This is a genomic window from Vibrio sp. B7 (assembly GCF_963888765.1).
Taxonomy (GTDB): domain Bacteria; phylum Pseudomonadota; class Gammaproteobacteria; order Enterobacterales; family Vibrionaceae; genus Vibrio; species Vibrio anguillarum.
Genome location: NZ_CAWPKR010000001.1, coordinates 64,009 through 79,841, shown reverse-complemented (window position 1 = coordinate 79,841; position 15,833 = coordinate 64,009). Strand labels below are relative to the sequence as shown.

Below are 15,833 nucleotides of genomic sequence, written 5' to 3'. Positions count from 1 at the left end.
TGCGCGAAAAGGCTAATCGATGATTTCATTAGAACAAGCAAAAGAACTCGTTCAGCTACTGGAAAATGGACAGCAAGATCAGGCGAATCAACTCTTTAAAGAGACCTACGACAAAGCAAGCAATCCAATGCTGCAAGAAATAGGCACTTTGACAAGGGAACTGCATGAATCGCTCAAACAGTTCAACCTTGATGAACGCATGGCTGAGATTGCAAATGACGAAATTCCAGATGCAAGGGATCGTCTTCAATACGTAATTGATAAAACGGAAGTGGCTGCGAATAAAACAATGGATGCAGTGGATCGATGTATGCCGATCGCTGACAGCCTTCACGAAGGTTTGTTAAAAGTGCGTCCACAATGGAATGAGTTGATGCATGGGCGTATTGATCTCATTGAGTTTAAAGCACTTTGTCACCGTATTGATGATCTATTATCACAAGTTGAAGGCAACAGCAGCGAATTGCGAGGTCAGCTAACTGAGATATTGATGGCTCAAGACTTTCAAGATCTCACTGGCCAAATAATTCGGCGTGTTATTACGCTGGTTAATGAAGTTGAGAAACGCCTAGTTGAGATTCTCACTGCCTTTGGGGCTAACCAAATAGAACAAAAAACAGACAAGAAGAACCCATCTATCGAACCTGAAGGTCCTATTTTGAACCCTCATGAAAGAGCCGATGCGGTTTCATCTCAAGACGAAGTCGATGATTTGTTATCGAGTCTTGGTTTTTAGGGGTAACGTATGAGCTACGAATTAGACGACGACATTCTTCAGGACTTTTTGGTTGAAGCAGGTGAAATTCTCGAATTGCTCTCAGAGCAATTGGTTGAACTTGAGAACAACCCCGAAGACAGGGAGTTATTAAATGCGATTTTCCGCGGTTTCCATACCGTTAAAGGTGGGGCCGGGTTTCTTGCCCTCACCGAGCTGGTTGAGACGTGCCACGGTGCCGAGAACGTATTTGATATCTTACGCAATGGCCAAAGAAGTGTAACATCGAGCTTGATGGATACGATGTTACGAGCTTTAGACACCGTTAACGCACAGTTTCGCGCTGTTCAAGATCAAGAACCCTTAGAGCCTGCAGATCCCGCTCTACTCGATGAACTTCATAAATTGTGTCGTCCTGCTTCTGAAGATGAAATTGACGAAGTGGAGCCTGTTATTGCTGAAGTTGAAGTCGAGGAAGAGGCCGCTATCGAAGCGCCTGAACCGGAAGTCATTCAACCAGTGGCCTCAAATTCTATCGATGAAATCACGCAAGATGAATTTGAAAAACTGTTAGACGAATTACATGGCAAGGGCACCGCGCCTAATGCTCATTCTGAAAATGCCGCACCGGCGGCCCCAGCGCCTAAAGCCCCAAGTGCATCAGTGGCTGCTAGTGGTGACATTACGGATGACGAATTTGAAAAGCTGCTTGATGAACTGCACGGCGTAGGCAAAGCTCCAACCGTTGAACCCGCTCCTGAGGTTACAGCGAAACCAACTACTCCGCCTAAATCAACAGCGGCACCTAAAGCTTCTGCTGGTGGTGGCGATGATTTGATGACGGACGAGGAGTTTGAAAAGCTTCTTGACGAACTGCATGGCTCAGGAAAAGGGCCATTGCCAGAAGAGTTGGAAATGGCAACCAGACCTGCTTCTGAAAATGTGAAGCCAGCAGAGCCTGTAAAACCAACAGAGACCGCAAAACCGAAAGCTGAAGCGGCGAAACCTACACCTGCTCCTCAGCCTAAAGTAACGGCTCCAGCCGCCTCTTCCCCGGCGAAAGCTCCGGTTGCAGTGGCTGAGAAAAAAGAAGTATCAGCACCTGCTGTGGCTAAAAAAGCGCAAACTCAGCCGGAAACAACAGTCCGTGTTGATACATCAACGCTCGACATCATTATGAACATGATTGGCGAATTGGTGCTAGTGCGTAACCGCTTGCTGAGTTTAGGGCTTAATAGCAACGACGAAGAGATGGCAAAAGCGGTGGCTAACCTTGATGTAGTTACTGCGGATTTGCAAGGCGCTGTTATGAAAACGCGCATGCAACCGATTAAGAAAGTGTTCGGTCGTTTCCCTCGCGTGGTTCGAGACCTTGCACGTACCCTGAAAAAAGACATCGTGCTTGAAATGCGGGGCGAAGAAACAGACCTTGATAAAAACTTGGTTGAAGCGCTTGCAGACCCATTGATCCACTTAGTGCGTAACTCAGTTGACCACGGCATTGAAATGCCTGATGTGCGTAGCAAATCTGGAAAGCCAAGCACGGGTAAAATCATACTCTCAGCTTCGCAAGAAGGTGATCATATTGAGCTAGCTATCGTCGATGATGGCGGCGGTATGGACCCAGATAAGCTGCGTAGTATTGCGGTTAAACGAGGCATGATGGATGAAGATGCGGCGTCGCGTCTCTCCAATAAAGAGTGTTTCAACTTAATCTTTATGGCGGGATTCTCCAGTAAAGAGCAAATTTCAGACATTTCTGGGCGTGGTGTTGGGATGGATGTTGTAAAAACAGCCATCAATACACTCAATGGTTCAATTGACATCGATTCTGAGATGGGCAAAGGGACTAAGATTACGATCAAAGTGCCGCTAACACTCGCTATCTTACCGACATTGATGGTTGGGGTCGCAGGGCATCCATTTGCTCTACCACTTGCGAGCGTGAATGAAATCTTCCACCTTGATCTTAGCCGGACGAACGTCGTTGATGGACAACTGACCATCATAGTACGTAAAAAATCGATACCACTCTTCTACTTACAGAATTGGCTAGCACCTAAAGCAGGTAAAATAGAACTGCGTAAAGGTCATGGACATGTTGTTATTGTTCAGATTGGTAGCCAGCGAGTTGGTTTTGTGGTTGATACCTTAATTGGCCAAGAAGAAGTGGTAATCAAACCACTAGATAAGCTTCTTCAAAAAACACCGGGTATGGCTGGGGCAACGATTACCAGCGATGGACATATTGCACTAATACTAGATGTGCCAGATTTGCTTAAGCAGTATGCTGCTGCTTCCCGCATTTAAATGAGCACACAATATAAGGACACCCATGGCGATTAGAGTATTAGTCGTTGATGATTCGAGCTTTTTTAGACGGCGTGTGAGTGAAATTATTAACTCTGACACCCGTCTAGAAGTGATTGATGTTGCAACTAACGGTAAAGAAGCCGTAGAAAAAGCGAGAATCTTAAAGCCTGATGTCATCACAATGGATATTGAGATGCCAGTTATGGATGGCATTACTGCTGTCCGTGAAATTATGGCTGCGAACCCGATCCCGATCTTGATGTTCTCATCGCTGACTCATGATGGTGCCAAAGCAACGCTAGATGCTTTAGATGCTGGAGCGTTAGATTTCTTACCGAAAAAATTTGAAGATATTGCCCGTAACCGTGATGAGGCTGTCGCTTTATTACAACAACGGGTTATTCAAATCGCGTCCAAAAAAGGGATGCTGAGAAGACCTTTGGTTTCACGCCCAGTGCCGAGCACATCATCGCCGTTTGCCAATAGAACAGCGGCTACAACGGCGAGTTCCCCTGCGCCGAAATCAATGGGCACATTGGCTCGCTTTAAAGCTACAGGTAAAAAATATCAGTTGACTGCTATCGGTACCTCTACAGGGGGCCCGGTTGCGTTACAAAAAATATTGACGAAGTTACCTGCGAATTATCCGCATCCGATCGTACTCATTCAACACATGCCTGCCACCTTCACTGCTGCATTTGCAAACCGGCTCAACTCACTGTGTAAAATTGAAGTGAAAGAAGCAGAAGATGGTGATGCATTGCGCCCAGGTGTTGCCTATTTGGCTCCGGGTGGTAAACAGATGATGATTGAGGGCCGTCCGGGTAGTGCTAAATTGCGCATTATCGATGGTGGCGAACGTATGAACTATAAGCCGTGTGTTGATATAACATTCGGTTCTGCGGCGAAGATCTATGCAGATAAAGTGCTATCAATGATATTGACTGGTATGGGAGCCGATGGTCGTGAAGGGGCTCGAATGTTACAAGCCGCAGGGGCAACCATTTGGGCTCAGGATGAAGAAAGTTGCGTGGTGTATGGCATGCCGCAAGCTGTCGCAAAAGCGGGGATCTCGTCTGAAGATTTACCGTTAGAGCGTATATCAGAACGAATGTTAGTTGAAGTTGGCCTCGCATAAAGGAAGTTCAATGATTGTATGGAGTATTGCAAACCAAAAAGGCGGTGTGGGTAAAACAACCACAACGATTACGCTTGCCGGTTTGCTAAGTCAGCAAGGCAAAAGAGTGCTGTTGGTCGATACTGACCCTCACGCCTCGCTTACTACATACTTAGGTTATGATTCTGATGGCGTGCCCGTCAGCCTGTTTGACCTATTTCAGCAACGTGAGTTAACAGAGCAAAGCGTTACCCCTCTTATCCTAAAAACCGATGTTGAAGGCATTGATCTTATCCCTGCCCATATGTCTCTAGCCACTTTAGATAGAGTCATGGGCAACCGCAGTGGAATGGGGCTGATTTTGAAACGTGCGCTTCTTGCATTGCGCCATAATTATGACTACGTATTGATCGACTGTCCTCCAATTTTAGGGGTAATGATGGTTAATGCATTGGCCGCCAGCGATCGTATCTTAATTCCAGTGCAGACTGAGTTTCTGGCTATGAAAGGGCTCGAAAGGATGATTCGCACCTTAGCCATCATGCAAAAATCTCGTAGTCGATCGTTCAAAGTGACTATCGTACCGACTATGTACGACAAGCGAACCCGGGCTTCTTTGCAAACGCTGAATCAACTTAAAAAAGATTACCCAGAGCAAGTTTGGAGCTCTGCTGTACCTATAGACACCAAGTTTCGTGATGCGAGTTTAAAGCGCTTGCCTGCTTCTCATTTTGCTGAAGGTAGCCGTGGTGTTTTTGCTTATAAACAATTGCTGATTTATTTAGAGAGGCTAGCTATTGATGAGTAGTGGGCCATTTTTATCCAGTGAACAAGCACTCGATGACTACTTTACAGCGTTACTAGATGAAGAAGCGATTGAACTTGAGCTGAAAGCGGAAGAGCAAAAAGAATTGTCCCTTGCTGAACCTGAGTTAGCGCTTTCGACATCGGTGCAATCTGTACCGGAAAAAAGTTATTACCATGCTGAAGTGGTTGAGTTTGAGCTGCCGAATTTAGATGATGTGCAGCGCTTATTAAGCCAGCTAGAATCAAGTAATCCAGTGGCAGAGTTAGAGCTGGAAGAGATCATGGAGCAAAACACCGTTCAGATCGCTTTAAAAACTCAACCAGTGACTGAAATTGTTGAAGAGATCCAAGAATGGGATATTCCCGCCGATACCTTGGAAACTGAACCTGAAGTTGAAATTCTGACTGCGGCAGACACTGTTGAAGTTGAAGAATTTGCTGTTGACGTGGAAGTGGTTGAGCAACCGACGGCTGAAGTCGAACTTGAAACGCAAGCGGGCTACTCTGGAATTGGTACATGGCAAAGTACTGCGAGAACACGAGATTTTCAAGTGCTCTATTTTGAAGTGAATGGCGTGACGTTTGCGGTGCCTCTTGATGAACTTGGGGGGATCCACCGTATGGCAACGCTCAATCATTTAATCGGTCGACCTGCTTGGTACCTTGGACTGCAAACGAATAAAGATAATCAGCTAGATGTTGTCGATACGGCAAAATGGGTAATGGCAGAAAAGCTCCATGATGATAGCTACAAAGAAGGTTATCAATACATCGTCATGCTTGGTGACAGTATGTGGGGGTTAGCAAGTACTCAGCTTATGGGTACAGAATTGCTAAGCTCAGAGAAGGTCCGCTGGCGAGAACAGGCAGGCAAAAGGCCGTGGCTTGCTGGAATGGTAAAAGAAAAAATGTGTGCTTTGATCCATGTTGAAGCATTGATAGCTATGCTTAATGCAGGGCTTGATGTAAAAGCACTAGAGAAATAATAATACATTGATGTCGGAATCGACTTAGAGAGGAAAAGGTATGTCTCAGACTAACGAAGTAGAAGTAAGAAAAGACAAGTCTAACGACGAAGTGCTTCAGTGGGTGACGTTCCAACTAGAAGAAGAAACATACGGAATTAATGTAATGCAGGTACGTGAAGTACTCCGCTATACAGAAATTGCACCGGTACCAGGTGCTCCTGATTATGTTCTTGGCATCATTAACCTACGTGGTAATGTTGTGACCGTCATTGATACACGATCTCGTTTTGGCTTAATGCAAGGTGAAATCACGGATAATACACGCATTATTGTGATTGAATCTGAGCGCCAAGTGATTGGTATTTTAGTCGATAGTGTTGCGGAAGTAGTTTACCTACGTTCTTCTGAAATCGATACTACACCAAGTGTTGGTACTGATGAGAGTGCTAAGTTTATCCAAGGCGTGAGCAACCGTGACGGTAAGCTATTGATCCTTGTTGACCTGAATAAACTGCTAACTGAAGACGAGTGGGACGAGATGGTCCACCTATAATGAGCGAAGCTATGTTGTTCAGTGCTCCTGTTATTCTTATAGGGAGCGCGGTTTTTGTTGTTGTATTTTTGTTGCTGGTGTTACTTCGTGTACGTCAGGGACTTGCCCAACAGATTGATCACCAAAGACAACAAGCCCGATCGTTAGATAAGGAGTTGCAAAAGGCGAATAGACAGCTGTTGGAAATACGCTCAGTTGCTATTGGTCTTGGCCAAAAAGTGACGGATCAGCAGGATCTCATCCAGCATTTAAACGAGCGAATTACTGAATTGGAACATGTTGATACGGATGGGCGTTTATACAGCCGAGCGACAAAAATGGTCCAACTCGGTGCTGACATCAATGAGCTTATTAAAGAGTGTGAGCTACCTAAAGCTGAAGCTGAGTTGATGATGTCCTTGCAGAAGAAAATTGCAGGGCATGAAAGCATCCCGCCACTGAGTAGTCACCCGGAAGGTCGCGAGCCGGTGCAAAGAACGAGGCGACCTGCAAAAAAATAGTCGAAAGAGCGAAACTAGAGAGGGAAGCCAATGGCTTCCCTCTCTAGTTTTGAATGTGGTTAAATGTAGCCATAAAGTAGTAAATGAGACAGAAAATAATTAAAAATTAACAGTTTCTTACCTAGTTTCGTGACTGGTAATAGTCTTATTATGTTTTGTCTTAGGTGTGGTGTGCTAATATAGCGGCTCAAATTTCTCGATTTAGATGCACATGCTTGAAGTAAATAACCTGACCGCAATTCGTGATGAAAGAGTTCTGTTTGAAGCACTTAGCTTTGTGATTCATGCTGGCGAATTGGTGCAGATTGAAGGACGGAACGGCACAGGTAAAACGACCTTACTACGAATTATTACCGGGTTAGGTGATAGAGAGGATGGTTCTATTTTGTGGAATGGCATGAATATTGAGTCTAATCGTGATGATTACCACCAAGATTTACTGTTTCTTGGTCATCAAACTGGGGTTAAGCGCGATTTGACGGCATTCGAGAATCTTCATTTTTATCAATCAGTGCATAATGCAGAATCGTCTTTTCAAGAGATATATCAAGCCTTGGCTAAAGTGGGTTTAGCTGGCCGAGAAGACGTGGCTGCAGGCCAGCTTTCTGCCGGACAACAGCGCCGAGTTGCGCTGGCTCGTTTGTGGCTCAGTCAACAAAAGTTGTGGATTTTAGATGAACCGTTAACTGCGATTGATAAGCAAGGTGTCAAAGTGTTGGAAGCCTTATTTCTAGCGCATGCGCAACAAGGTGGCATTGTTGTATTGACCACACACCAAGATATGTTTGCTAACTATCCGCAATTGCGAAAAATTAAATTGGGGCATGAGTCATGATCGTGACCATGGGGATGATCATCCGTCGTGAATTATTGATCGCTTTTCGACGTCAAGCCGATATTTTTAATCCACTGTGGTTTTTTATCATAGTGATCACCCTATTTCCGCTGAGTATCGGCCCAGAGCCTGCTTTGCTCGCCCGTATCGCCGCAGGTATTGTTTGGGTTGCGGCGTTACTGTCGGCGCTACTATCACTTGAGCGTCTGTTTCGCGATGATTTTCAAGACGGGTCGCTTGAACAAATGATGCTGATCCCAGTGCCATTACCCATAGTCGTTATTTCAAAAGTCGTGGCTCATTGGTTATTGACTGGACTGCCTTTAATTTTAATTAGCCCATTGTTAGCCGTATTATTGTCATTAGATTTTAATACGTGGCTTGCGGTTGTATTGACTTTGTTCATTGGCACGCCAACGTTGAGTTTTATCGGTGCTATTGGTGTTGCATTGACCGTAGGCTTGCAAAAAGGTGGCGTGTTGCTGAGCCTACTGGTCTTACCCTTGTATATCCCGATTTTAATCTTCGCTACATCAGCTATTGATGCAGCATCGCTTGGCATGCTCTACAACGGTCAATTGGCTGTTTTGGGGGCAATGTTTATGGGCGCGATAACATTAACTCCATTTGCTATTAGCGCAGCATTGAGAGTCAGCGTTAACTAAATTAAGTACGAACGATATTTTCAGCAATGCATTTGAGCGTTGCGTATCAACAACACAATAAACTGAGCAGACACATGCTCAGAAGCAATGAAGTAAGAGTGAGACAATACAATGTGGAAATGGCTCCATCCCTATGCAAAGCCTGAATCCGCCTATCGGCTATGTGGAAAGTTCCTGCCTTGGTTTGCAGGGCTCGCTATCTTATGCCTGGTAGTCGGTAATATCCTTGGTTTAGCTTATGCTCCGGCAGACTATCAACAAGGCGACAGCTTCAGAATCATTTACATTCATGTCCCTTCTGCCATTTGGTCAATGGGCATTTATATGTCGATGGCGATTGCGGCTTTCATTGGTCTAGTTTGGCAATTAAAACTGTCAGACATGGCCGCTGCTGCAATGGCGCCCATCGGTGCGGTATTTACGTTTATTGCGTTAATTACTGGAGCCATTTGGGGTAAACCGATGTGGGGAACTTGGTGGGTATGGGATGCTCGTCTGACGTCTGAGCTCATTTTACTGTTTCTCTATTTGGGAGTGATTGCGCTTTACCACGCTTTCGATGATCAAAAAACAGCCGCAAAAGCCGCAGGTCTGCTGGCCATCGTTGGTGTGATCAATCTACCTATCATTCATTTCTCCGTTGAGTGGTGGAATACCCTGCACCAAGGTGCCACGATTACTAAATTTGAAAAGCCTTCCATATCCAGTGACATGTTGTGGCCACTGCTGCTCAATATTTTTGGTTTTGCTTTCTTTTTTGCTGCGGTCACTATGATCCGCTTACGCAATGAAATTATCAGTAAAGAGAGCCATCGCCCTTGGGTTATCGAATTGGCAACCCTTCAAACACAGAAAGGTAACTGATCATGCATTTTGACTCTTTGAGTGATTTCTTGGCGATGGGCGGTTACTCCGCCTATGTATGGAGTGCATTTGGCATTACCTTTTTATCCATGTTTATTTTACTGATGCTCAGCATCAAGCGTGGCAAAACCTTGTTGCAAGATGTGCAAGCAAAGGTTGAACGCCAAGCCAGAATTGATGCTGCAAAGCATATGGAGAACACCTTATGACCCCAAGACGTAAAAAAAGACTCACCATTATTTTGGCATTGATTATTGGGGCTGGTGCCACCATTGGTTTGATGTTGTATGCACTCAATCAAAATATGGACCTTTTCTATACGCCGACCGAGCTTGTACACGGTAAACCCGATGGGACAAAGCCAGAAGTGGGTCAACGGCTACGCATTGGCGGCATGGTGGTGGTGGGCTCTGTGAAAAGAGATCCGGGGTCACTAAAAGTAAGATTTCAGCTCCACGATGTTGGTCCAAATGTGACGGTCGAATATGAAGGCATCTTACCCGACTTGTTTAGAGAAGGTCAGGGTATTGTTGCGCAAGGCGTATTGAAAGATGCCACCACAGTGGAAGCGTTTGAAGTGCTAGCCAAGCATGATGAAAACTATATGCCACCGGAAATTGCTGAAGCAATGAAGAAAACGCATGAGCCGTTAACCTATAGCTCGGAACAAAAACAAGGAAGTGCTCAATGATTGTTGAAATAGGACATTTTGCCCTTATTGTTTCACTTGGGCTTGCCATATTACTCAGCTTACTTCCACTTGTTGGTGCTTCTAAAAACAATACCATGCTGATGAATACTGCGCGGCCATTAGCATGGGGAATGTTTTCATTGCTATTGGTCTCATTTAGCATTTTGCTGTGGGCATTTTATGTCAATGACTTCACGGTGCAATATGTGGCGAGTAATTCGAATAGTCAATTACCCTGGTATTACCGTCTAACAGCGGTGTGGGGGGCGCATGAAGGTTCATTATTGCTGTGGGTTTTAATTCAAGCAGGATGGACTGTGGCGGTGGCTACCTTTAGCCGTGGTATGCCTCAAGAATCTGTGGCGCGAGTCTTATCTGTTATGGGGCTGATCAGCGTTGGATTCTTGCTGTTTGTCATCGTGACTTCGAATCCATTTTTACGCACCTTACCCTATTTCCCAATTGATGGTCGTGACTTAAACCCGCTGCTACAAGATCCTGGGCTAATCATTCACCCACCCATGTTATACATGGGATATGTTGGTTTTTCAGTCGCATTCTCATTTGCGATAGCCTCTTTGATGACTGGGCGTTTGGATACTGCATGGGCCCGTTGGTCTCGTCCTTGGACAACTGCGGCGTGGTTATTTTTGACATTAGGTATCGCGCTAGGTTCGTGGTGGGCTTACTACGAACTTGGCTGGGGTGGCTGGTGGTTCTGGGATCCAGTAGAAAACGCGTCGTTTATGCCATGGCTTGCGGGAACGGCATTGATGCACTCACTTGCTGTGACAGAAAAACGTGGCACATTCAAAGCTTGGACAGTGTTACTGGCAATTTCAGCATTTTCGCTCAGTTTACTGGGCACATTCTTAGTGCGATCTGGTATTTTGGTTTCGGTACACGCATTTGCATCCGATCCCGCTCGTGGCCTGTTTATCCTTGGGTTTTTGGTGTTTGTCATCGGTGGCTCACTGCTATTGTTTGCCGTTAAAGGTGCGGCAGTGCGCGTCCGTGGCAATGCTGAATTGATCTCGCGTGAAAATGCGCTGCTCTCCAACAACATCTTATTAATCGCTGCATTGGTGGTGGTATTGGTTGGCACCTTGTTACCTTTAATCCACAAGCAGATTGGCCTTGGTTCCGTATCAATAGGAGCACCTTTCTTCAACATGCTGTTTGCATGGCTAATGGTGCCATTTGCATTTTTGCTAGGGATCGGTCCACTGATCCGTTGGAAGCGCGATAATTTTTCCAAGCTTTTGAAACCGATGTTGATTTGTGGCCTGATGGCGTTGATTCTTTCGGCGGTTATGGTGTACCTGCTAGCTGAACGCTTTAGCTTGATGGCATTTATCGGCTGGGTCATGGCGTTTTGGATCATCTTGCTACACGTTGTCGAGTTGCACCAACGTGCGACACATCGTCATAGCTTTATGATAGGGGTGACTAAATTACAACGTAGCCACTGGGCCATGATGTTAGGCCATGTTGGTCTTGCCGTTACTGTGATTGGTATTGCGATGGTGCAAAACTACAGTATCGAGCGTGATGTTCGTCTAGCACCTGGGGAATCTTTTGAAATCCAACAATATAACTTTTATTTCAAAGGGTTGAGAGATAAAGATGGCCCGAACTATGATGGTTATATTGCCGATTTTGAAATTACGCAGGATGGGCAATACGTTAATACACTCCATGCGGAAAAACGCTTTTATCGTACTGCCAAGTCAATGATGACTGAAGCGGCCATCGATCGTGGCATCACTCGCGATTTGTACATTGCAATGGGTGAGCGATTAGAAGATGGTCATTCATGGGCGATCCGAATTTATTACAAACCATTTGTACGTTGGATCTGGGCTGGTGCTTTATTGATGTCATTAGGTGGTGCGTTAGCCATCAGTGACAAACGCTACCGCTTTAGAAAAAGCTCCCAACAGGAGGCGTAGATGAACAAGAAAATTCTATTTATTCCATTGGTGGCTTTTCTTGGTCTAGTTGCCGTCTTTGTTACTCAGTTGGTCAAAAATACCGAAGGTGATGATCCCACAAAATTGGAGTCGGTTCTGATTGGTAAGTCTGTGCCTGAATTTCGTTTGGAAGATTTAGCCGAACCCGGCAAGCTGTATGACCAAGCGATATTTAAAGGCGAGCCTTTGCTGCTGAACGTCTGGGCAACTTGGTGCCCGACCTGCTATGCCGAACATCAATATCTCAATCGGTTGGCGGGTGATGGTGTAAAAATTATAGGCTTAAATTATAAAGATCAACGAGATAAAGCGGTTCAATGGTTAAATGAGCTAGGTAATCCTTACTTGATCAGCCTGTTCGATGGTAATGGTATGCTAGGGTTAGATCTCGGCGTTTACGGTGCGCCGGAAACCTTTCTCATTGATGCCAACGGCGTTATTCGTTACCGCCATGTGGGGGATGTTAATCCAACCAATTGGCAAACAACTTTGCAACCTATGTATCAGAAACTTCTAGAGGAAGCGAAGTAATGAAGCGTTTTATATTATCGATCATTGCTAGCTTTGCTTTGGTATTTTCTGTGCAATCTGCAATTGAAGTGTACGAGTTTGATAATCCACAGCAAGAGCAGCAATTCAAAGAGTTGAGTAATACATTGCGTTGTCCAAAGTGTCAAAACAATACTATTGCCGACTCAAATGCTGCATTAGCACAGGACTTACGTAATAAAGTCTATGAAATGACCAAGCAAGGTAAGTCTGAACAAGACATTGTTGACTACATGATTGCACGTTACGGCAACTTTGTGACCTATAACCCACCGTTGACTTTGGCGACTTCCATCTTATGGCTAGGTCCTTTGAGTGTGGTGTTCCTGGGTTTTGGTTTTATTGTATTACGCAGCAAACGTCGTAAAGCATCAACCGCTCAAAGTGGTGAAGTTTGGGATGCCGAAAAGGAAGAGCGATTAAATCAGTTGCTCGCCGAAGACGCGGTTGATGATGAGAAGCATGGAGACAAACAATAATGACGTTTTTTTGGTTATCTACCCTCATTCTGACCTTCTTTGGTTGTGTCTTCATTGCACTGCCGATCCTCAAAAACAGAGCGAACAACGATGCAGCGCTGCGTGACGAATTGAACAAAGCGATCTTTAAAAACCGCCTTGCAGAGTTACACGAAGAGACGCAAGAAGGGTTGGTTGACAGCGAACAAGAGCTGATTGCTGATCTGAAACAGTCGCTATTGGATGATATTCCTGCGCAATCGGTGCAAGGAAATTCTTCACATGTATCACCGATGGTTGTTTTGATCCCCTCGATTTTATTGGTCGTCATCTTAAGCTATGGCTTTTACCTAAAATTTGGCGCGGCTAGTCAAGTAGAGCAGTGGCAGCAAGTGAACGCTAACTTACCTGCACTCTCAAAAAAAATGATGTCACCAGAAGGTGCCGCCTTAAGTGATGATGAGATGAATGATCTCACACTGGCGCTGCGCACTCGTCTGCATTATCAGCCTCAAGATGCGACCGGGTGGTTGCTGCTTGGACGTATTGGACTTGCTAACAGAGATATAGAAACATCGATTGGCTCAATGAAGAAAGCGTATGCGTTAGATCCAAAAGATGCAGATGTGAAGTTGGGCTATGCGCAAGCATTAATGTTGTCACAAGATGAGCTTGACCAAAATCAAGCACGTGAAATTTTAACGGCATTAGTACAACAAGATTATGTTGATCTACGCGTGTTTTCACTACTTGCGTTTGATGCGTTTGAACGCCAGGATTACCCAGTGGCGATGAAGTATTGGCGATTAATGCAGCAGATGATTGGCCCTGAAGATAGCCGTTATGAGATGCTTTCGCGCAGTATTGAAAGAGCACAAAGCAAAATGCAGCCTAAAGCTATCGATGGGAAAATGGTTCCTGTCACCATCTCACTCGGTGATGGTGTGACTCTTGAACAAAATGCAGTACTCATAGTCTCTGTGCACAGTTCTGATGGTGCACCTATGCCTGTTGCCGCAGCGCGTTATCCACTGACTCAATTCCCTATTAAGGTTGTGTTAGATGATAGCAATAGCATGGTTCAGGGTCGGAAGTTATCCGACCTTGCACAGCTTATTGTTCGAGTACGCTTGGATACGGATGGCAATGTTTCAACCAAACAAGGTGATTGGTTTGGTGAAAGTGCTCCCATGAGCCTCGGTCAACCTGTTGAAGTTGTGATCAATAAGCAGTATTAATAGCACTTATATACAATTAACGTATTGATAGGCCGATGTCTCATCGGCCTTTATACATGGAAATAAATAATGATAAGCCGCCTATCCCGACTGATATGCCCTATGCTGTTCCTTTTCGTATTAGCAGGGTGTGCAAGCGCTCCGGATTCAACGTCAGCCGAATCAAATCAAACGCAGTCGGGCGATCCTTTTGAGGTTTTTAACCGATCAATGTGGACAATCAACTACGATTATATCGATCCATACTTGGTTCGCCCTGTTGCGATTGCCTACGTGGATTACATTCCACACCCCATTAGAAAAACGATCGCCAATGTTCTGTCAAACCTTGATGAACCTTCAAGCATTATCAACAACATATTGATGGGTAATGGTACGAAAGCCGTTGACCACTTTAACCGCTTTTGGATTAATAGCACCTTAGGCCTGTTTGGGATGATTGATATTGCGTCAGAAGCGGGCATCACCAAACACAATGAAAAAGCGTTTAGTGATGCGGTAGGCCATTATGGTGTTGGTAATGGTCCATATTTAATGATTCCTGGATACGGGCCCTACACGATTCGAGAAACCACAGATGTTGTGGATGGCTTGTATGTACCACTTTCTTATCTCAATGTCTGGGCTGGCCTAGGCAAATGGGCTCTGGAAGGATTGGAGACCCGAGCAAGGCTCGTTCCCCAAGAAGTGACGTTGGAAAACTCCCCAGATCCATATTCATTAACTCGCGATGTTTATTTACAACGCCAAGATTTTAAAGCAGAAATTGATACCCAAACGTATGATGAATCGGAAGAAGAGTATCTTGACGATTATCTGGAAGAAGGGTTTTAATCATACCCATGTAGGTCGGCCTTGTACTGCTAGCTAGGCCGACATCACACGTCCGCTAAAGTATTCGTTAGCGACGATGTATTCCGTATTGCGGATCAATTCATCTTGCAGCTCAGCCCAATGGGGCTTCTCATCTACATCACCTTTTGCGCTAGGCACTACGCCTCCGACCCTTATGTTGAAAGGGGTTAGTTCTTTTGCCCAACTCTGCGTGAAACCAGAAACCATAGAATTCGCATTTTCAATTCCCGCTAGGTCATACTCATCATTTTGAGAAATGACGTTCACAATCACACCTGGTTTGTTGTTAATACGCATTCGCTCAGCACTTGCTTGACCAAAAGTGAATAAAGTTGAGGCCATCATGGCGAGCTTCTGAAGAAAGACTTCAGCTCGTTGTTCACCTATCAAGGGTGGGAGGGATGCGTTTGGCCAATTATTGACCAGTACATCCGGTGCCCCATGATAGGTTTGATCAATAAAATCGAACAGCCGATGGATCGTTTCTAAAGAGTAATCTGGTGTGTGGTAATAATGAACATCCTGAGAGATCGCTTTGCAACGAGCAAAGGTTTCCATTAATCCAAATTTGTCTTGGTCACACAAAATAATTTTTGCACCTAAATGTGCGAAATGAACGGCCAGCGTGCTACCAAGCATCGAACTTGCTGAAGTGATTAATATTATTGCACTTTTTATATCCATTGGGTGCCTCACCCTATTGTTTGTTTTATTGTTGTAGCGGGATTTAGT

General features: G+C 45.0%; 18 protein-coding genes. 17 read left to right on the top strand and 1 reads right to left on the bottom strand.

From position 1 onward, the window contains the following. The first annotated feature begins 19 nt into the window (after positions 1-19). The 17 genes from AACV32_RS00385 to AACV32_RS00305 all read left to right on the top strand — a co-directional run bounded on the left by AACV32_RS00385 (position 20) and on the right by AACV32_RS00305 (position 15,080). Positions 20-736 carry a protein phosphatase CheZ gene (locus AACV32_RS00385; RefSeq protein WP_017045236.1) on the top strand — a complete coding sequence of 239 codons (717 nt, stop codon included), beginning with the start codon at positions 20-22 and terminating at the stop codon, positions 734-736. Between the two features lie 9 nt (positions 737-745). Further along, entirely contained in the window at positions 746-3,025 is a 2,280-nt protein-coding gene (locus AACV32_RS00380) for a chemotaxis protein CheA (protein WP_170895546.1), read from the top strand. Positions 3,026-3,050: 25 nt separating this feature from the next. Continuing rightward, the gene (locus AACV32_RS00375; protein WP_017045237.1) at positions 3,051-4,166 is read left to right on the top strand and encodes a protein-glutamate methylesterase/protein-glutamine glutaminase; all 1,116 of its coding nucleotides are present in this window, start codon (positions 3,051-3,053) and stop codon (positions 4,164-4,166) included. A gap of 10 nt (positions 4,167-4,176) precedes the next feature. After that, positions 4,177-4,953 carry a ParA family protein gene (locus AACV32_RS00370; RefSeq protein ID WP_026027244.1) on the top strand — a complete coding sequence of 259 codons (777 nt, stop codon included), beginning with the start codon at positions 4,177-4,179 and terminating at the stop codon, positions 4,951-4,953. Continuing rightward, a complete protein-coding gene (locus tag AACV32_RS00365; protein WP_017049121.1) occupies positions 4,943-5,938 on the top strand; it encodes a chemotaxis protein CheW in 996 nt (331 codons plus the stop codon). The genes AACV32_RS00370 and AACV32_RS00365 overlap by 11 nt, the downstream gene beginning before the upstream one ends. Before the next feature lie 40 nt (positions 5,939-5,978). Next, positions 5,979-6,473 (top strand): chemotaxis protein CheW, encoded by a 495-nt coding sequence (locus AACV32_RS00360; RefSeq protein WP_013856372.1) that lies wholly within the window; start codon positions 5,979-5,981, stop codon positions 6,471-6,473. After that, complete coding sequence (locus AACV32_RS00355; protein ID WP_017049120.1) at positions 6,449-6,973, top strand: DUF2802 domain-containing protein; 525 nt, start codon at positions 6,449-6,451, stop codon at positions 6,971-6,973. The genes AACV32_RS00360 and AACV32_RS00355 overlap by 25 nt, the downstream gene beginning before the upstream one ends. 211 nt (positions 6,974-7,184) lie before the next feature. Next, complete coding sequence (gene ccmA, locus AACV32_RS00350) at positions 7,185-7,808, top strand: cytochrome c biogenesis heme-transporting ATPase CcmA (protein WP_026028397.1); 624 nt, start codon at positions 7,185-7,187, stop codon at positions 7,806-7,808. Continuing rightward, the gene (gene ccmB, locus AACV32_RS00345; RefSeq protein WP_013856375.1) at positions 7,805-8,473 is read left to right on the top strand and encodes a heme exporter protein CcmB; all 669 of its coding nucleotides are present in this window, start codon (positions 7,805-7,807) and stop codon (positions 8,471-8,473) included. The genes ccmA and ccmB overlap by 4 nt, the downstream gene beginning before the upstream one ends. A gap of 111 nt (positions 8,474-8,584) precedes the next feature. Next, on the top strand, positions 8,585-9,337 hold the full coding sequence (locus AACV32_RS00340; protein WP_013856376.1) for a heme ABC transporter permease: 753 nt from the start codon (positions 8,585-8,587) through the stop codon (positions 9,335-9,337). Positions 9,338-9,339: 2 nt separating this feature from the next. Next, positions 9,340-9,546, top strand: a complete 207-nt coding sequence (gene ccmD / locus AACV32_RS00335; RefSeq protein WP_013856377.1) for a heme exporter protein CcmD — start codon at positions 9,340-9,342, stop codon at positions 9,544-9,546. Beyond that, positions 9,543-10,028, top strand: coding sequence for a cytochrome c maturation protein CcmE (ccmE, locus tag AACV32_RS00330; protein WP_013856378.1), 486 nt, complete (start codon positions 9,543-9,545; stop codon positions 10,026-10,028). The genes ccmD and ccmE overlap by 4 nt, the downstream gene beginning before the upstream one ends. Beyond that, positions 10,025-11,980: a heme lyase CcmF/NrfE family subunit gene (locus tag AACV32_RS00325; protein ID WP_017049118.1), complete on the top strand. Its 1,956-nt coding sequence runs from the start codon at positions 10,025-10,027 to the stop codon at positions 11,978-11,980. Before ccmE ends, AACV32_RS00325 begins: the two co-directional genes overlap by 4 nt. Further along, positions 11,981-12,532, top strand: coding sequence for a DsbE family thiol:disulfide interchange protein (locus tag AACV32_RS00320; protein ID WP_013856380.1), 552 nt, complete (start codon positions 11,981-11,983; stop codon positions 12,530-12,532). Then, on the top strand, positions 12,532-13,029 hold the full coding sequence (locus AACV32_RS00315) for a cytochrome c-type biogenesis protein (RefSeq protein ID WP_013856381.1): 498 nt from the start codon (positions 12,532-12,534) through the stop codon (positions 13,027-13,029). Before AACV32_RS00320 ends, AACV32_RS00315 begins: the two co-directional genes overlap by 1 nt. Further along, a complete protein-coding gene (gene ccmI, locus AACV32_RS00310; protein WP_017049117.1) occupies positions 13,029-14,246 on the top strand; it encodes a c-type cytochrome biogenesis protein CcmI in 1,218 nt (405 codons plus the stop codon). The genes AACV32_RS00315 and ccmI overlap by 1 nt, the downstream gene beginning before the upstream one ends. A gap of 69 nt (positions 14,247-14,315) precedes the next feature. After that, positions 14,316-15,080 (top strand): MlaA family lipoprotein, encoded by a 765-nt coding sequence (locus tag AACV32_RS00305; protein ID WP_013856383.1) that lies wholly within the window; start codon positions 14,316-14,318, stop codon positions 15,078-15,080. A 33-nt stretch (positions 15,081-15,113) separates the two neighbouring features. Here the strand turns inward: AACV32_RS00305 and AACV32_RS00300 are convergent, their stop codons facing one another. Further along, positions 15,114-15,740: an SDR family oxidoreductase gene (locus tag AACV32_RS00300; RefSeq protein WP_370685854.1), complete on the bottom strand. Its 627-nt coding sequence runs from the start codon at positions 15,738-15,740 to the stop codon at positions 15,114-15,116. Positions 15,741-15,833 lie beyond the last annotated feature (93 nt).

Coding starts and splice junctions, on each gene's coding strand:
- AACV32_RS00385 (WP_017045236.1), top strand. CDS start 20: ATGATTTCATTAGAACAAGCAAAAGAACTCGTTCAGCTACTGGAAAAT.
- AACV32_RS00380 (WP_170895546.1), top strand. CDS start 746: ATGAGCTACGAATTAGACGACGACATTCTTCAGGACTTTTTGGTTGAA.
- AACV32_RS00375 (WP_017045237.1), top strand. CDS start 3,051: ATGGCGATTAGAGTATTAGTCGTTGATGATTCGAGCTTTTTTAGACGG.
- AACV32_RS00370 (WP_026027244.1), top strand. CDS start 4,177: ATGATTGTATGGAGTATTGCAAACCAAAAAGGCGGTGTGGGTAAAACA.
- AACV32_RS00360 (WP_013856372.1), top strand. CDS start 5,979: ATGTCTCAGACTAACGAAGTAGAAGTAAGAAAAGACAAGTCTAACGAC.
- ccmA (WP_026028397.1), top strand. CDS start 7,185: ATGCTTGAAGTAAATAACCTGACCGCAATTCGTGATGAAAGAGTTCTG.
- ccmB (WP_013856375.1), top strand. CDS start 7,805: ATGATCGTGACCATGGGGATGATCATCCGTCGTGAATTATTGATCGCT.
- AACV32_RS00340 (WP_013856376.1), top strand. CDS start 8,585: ATGTGGAAATGGCTCCATCCCTATGCAAAGCCTGAATCCGCCTATCGG.
- ccmD (WP_013856377.1), top strand. CDS start 9,340: ATGCATTTTGACTCTTTGAGTGATTTCTTGGCGATGGGCGGTTACTCC.
- ccmE (WP_013856378.1), top strand. CDS start 9,543: ATGACCCCAAGACGTAAAAAAAGACTCACCATTATTTTGGCATTGATT.
- AACV32_RS00325 (WP_017049118.1), top strand. CDS start 10,025: ATGATTGTTGAAATAGGACATTTTGCCCTTATTGTTTCACTTGGGCTT.
- AACV32_RS00320 (WP_013856380.1), top strand. CDS start 11,981: ATGAACAAGAAAATTCTATTTATTCCATTGGTGGCTTTTCTTGGTCTA.
- AACV32_RS00315 (WP_013856381.1), top strand. CDS start 12,532: ATGAAGCGTTTTATATTATCGATCATTGCTAGCTTTGCTTTGGTATTT.
- ccmI (WP_017049117.1), top strand. CDS start 13,029: ATGACGTTTTTTTGGTTATCTACCCTCATTCTGACCTTCTTTGGTTGT.
- AACV32_RS00305 (WP_013856383.1), top strand. CDS start 14,316: ATGATAAGCCGCCTATCCCGACTGATATGCCCTATGCTGTTCCTTTTC.
- AACV32_RS00300 (WP_370685854.1), bottom strand. CDS start 15,740: ATGCTTGGTAGCACGCTGGCCGTTCATTTCGCACATTTAGGTGCAAAA.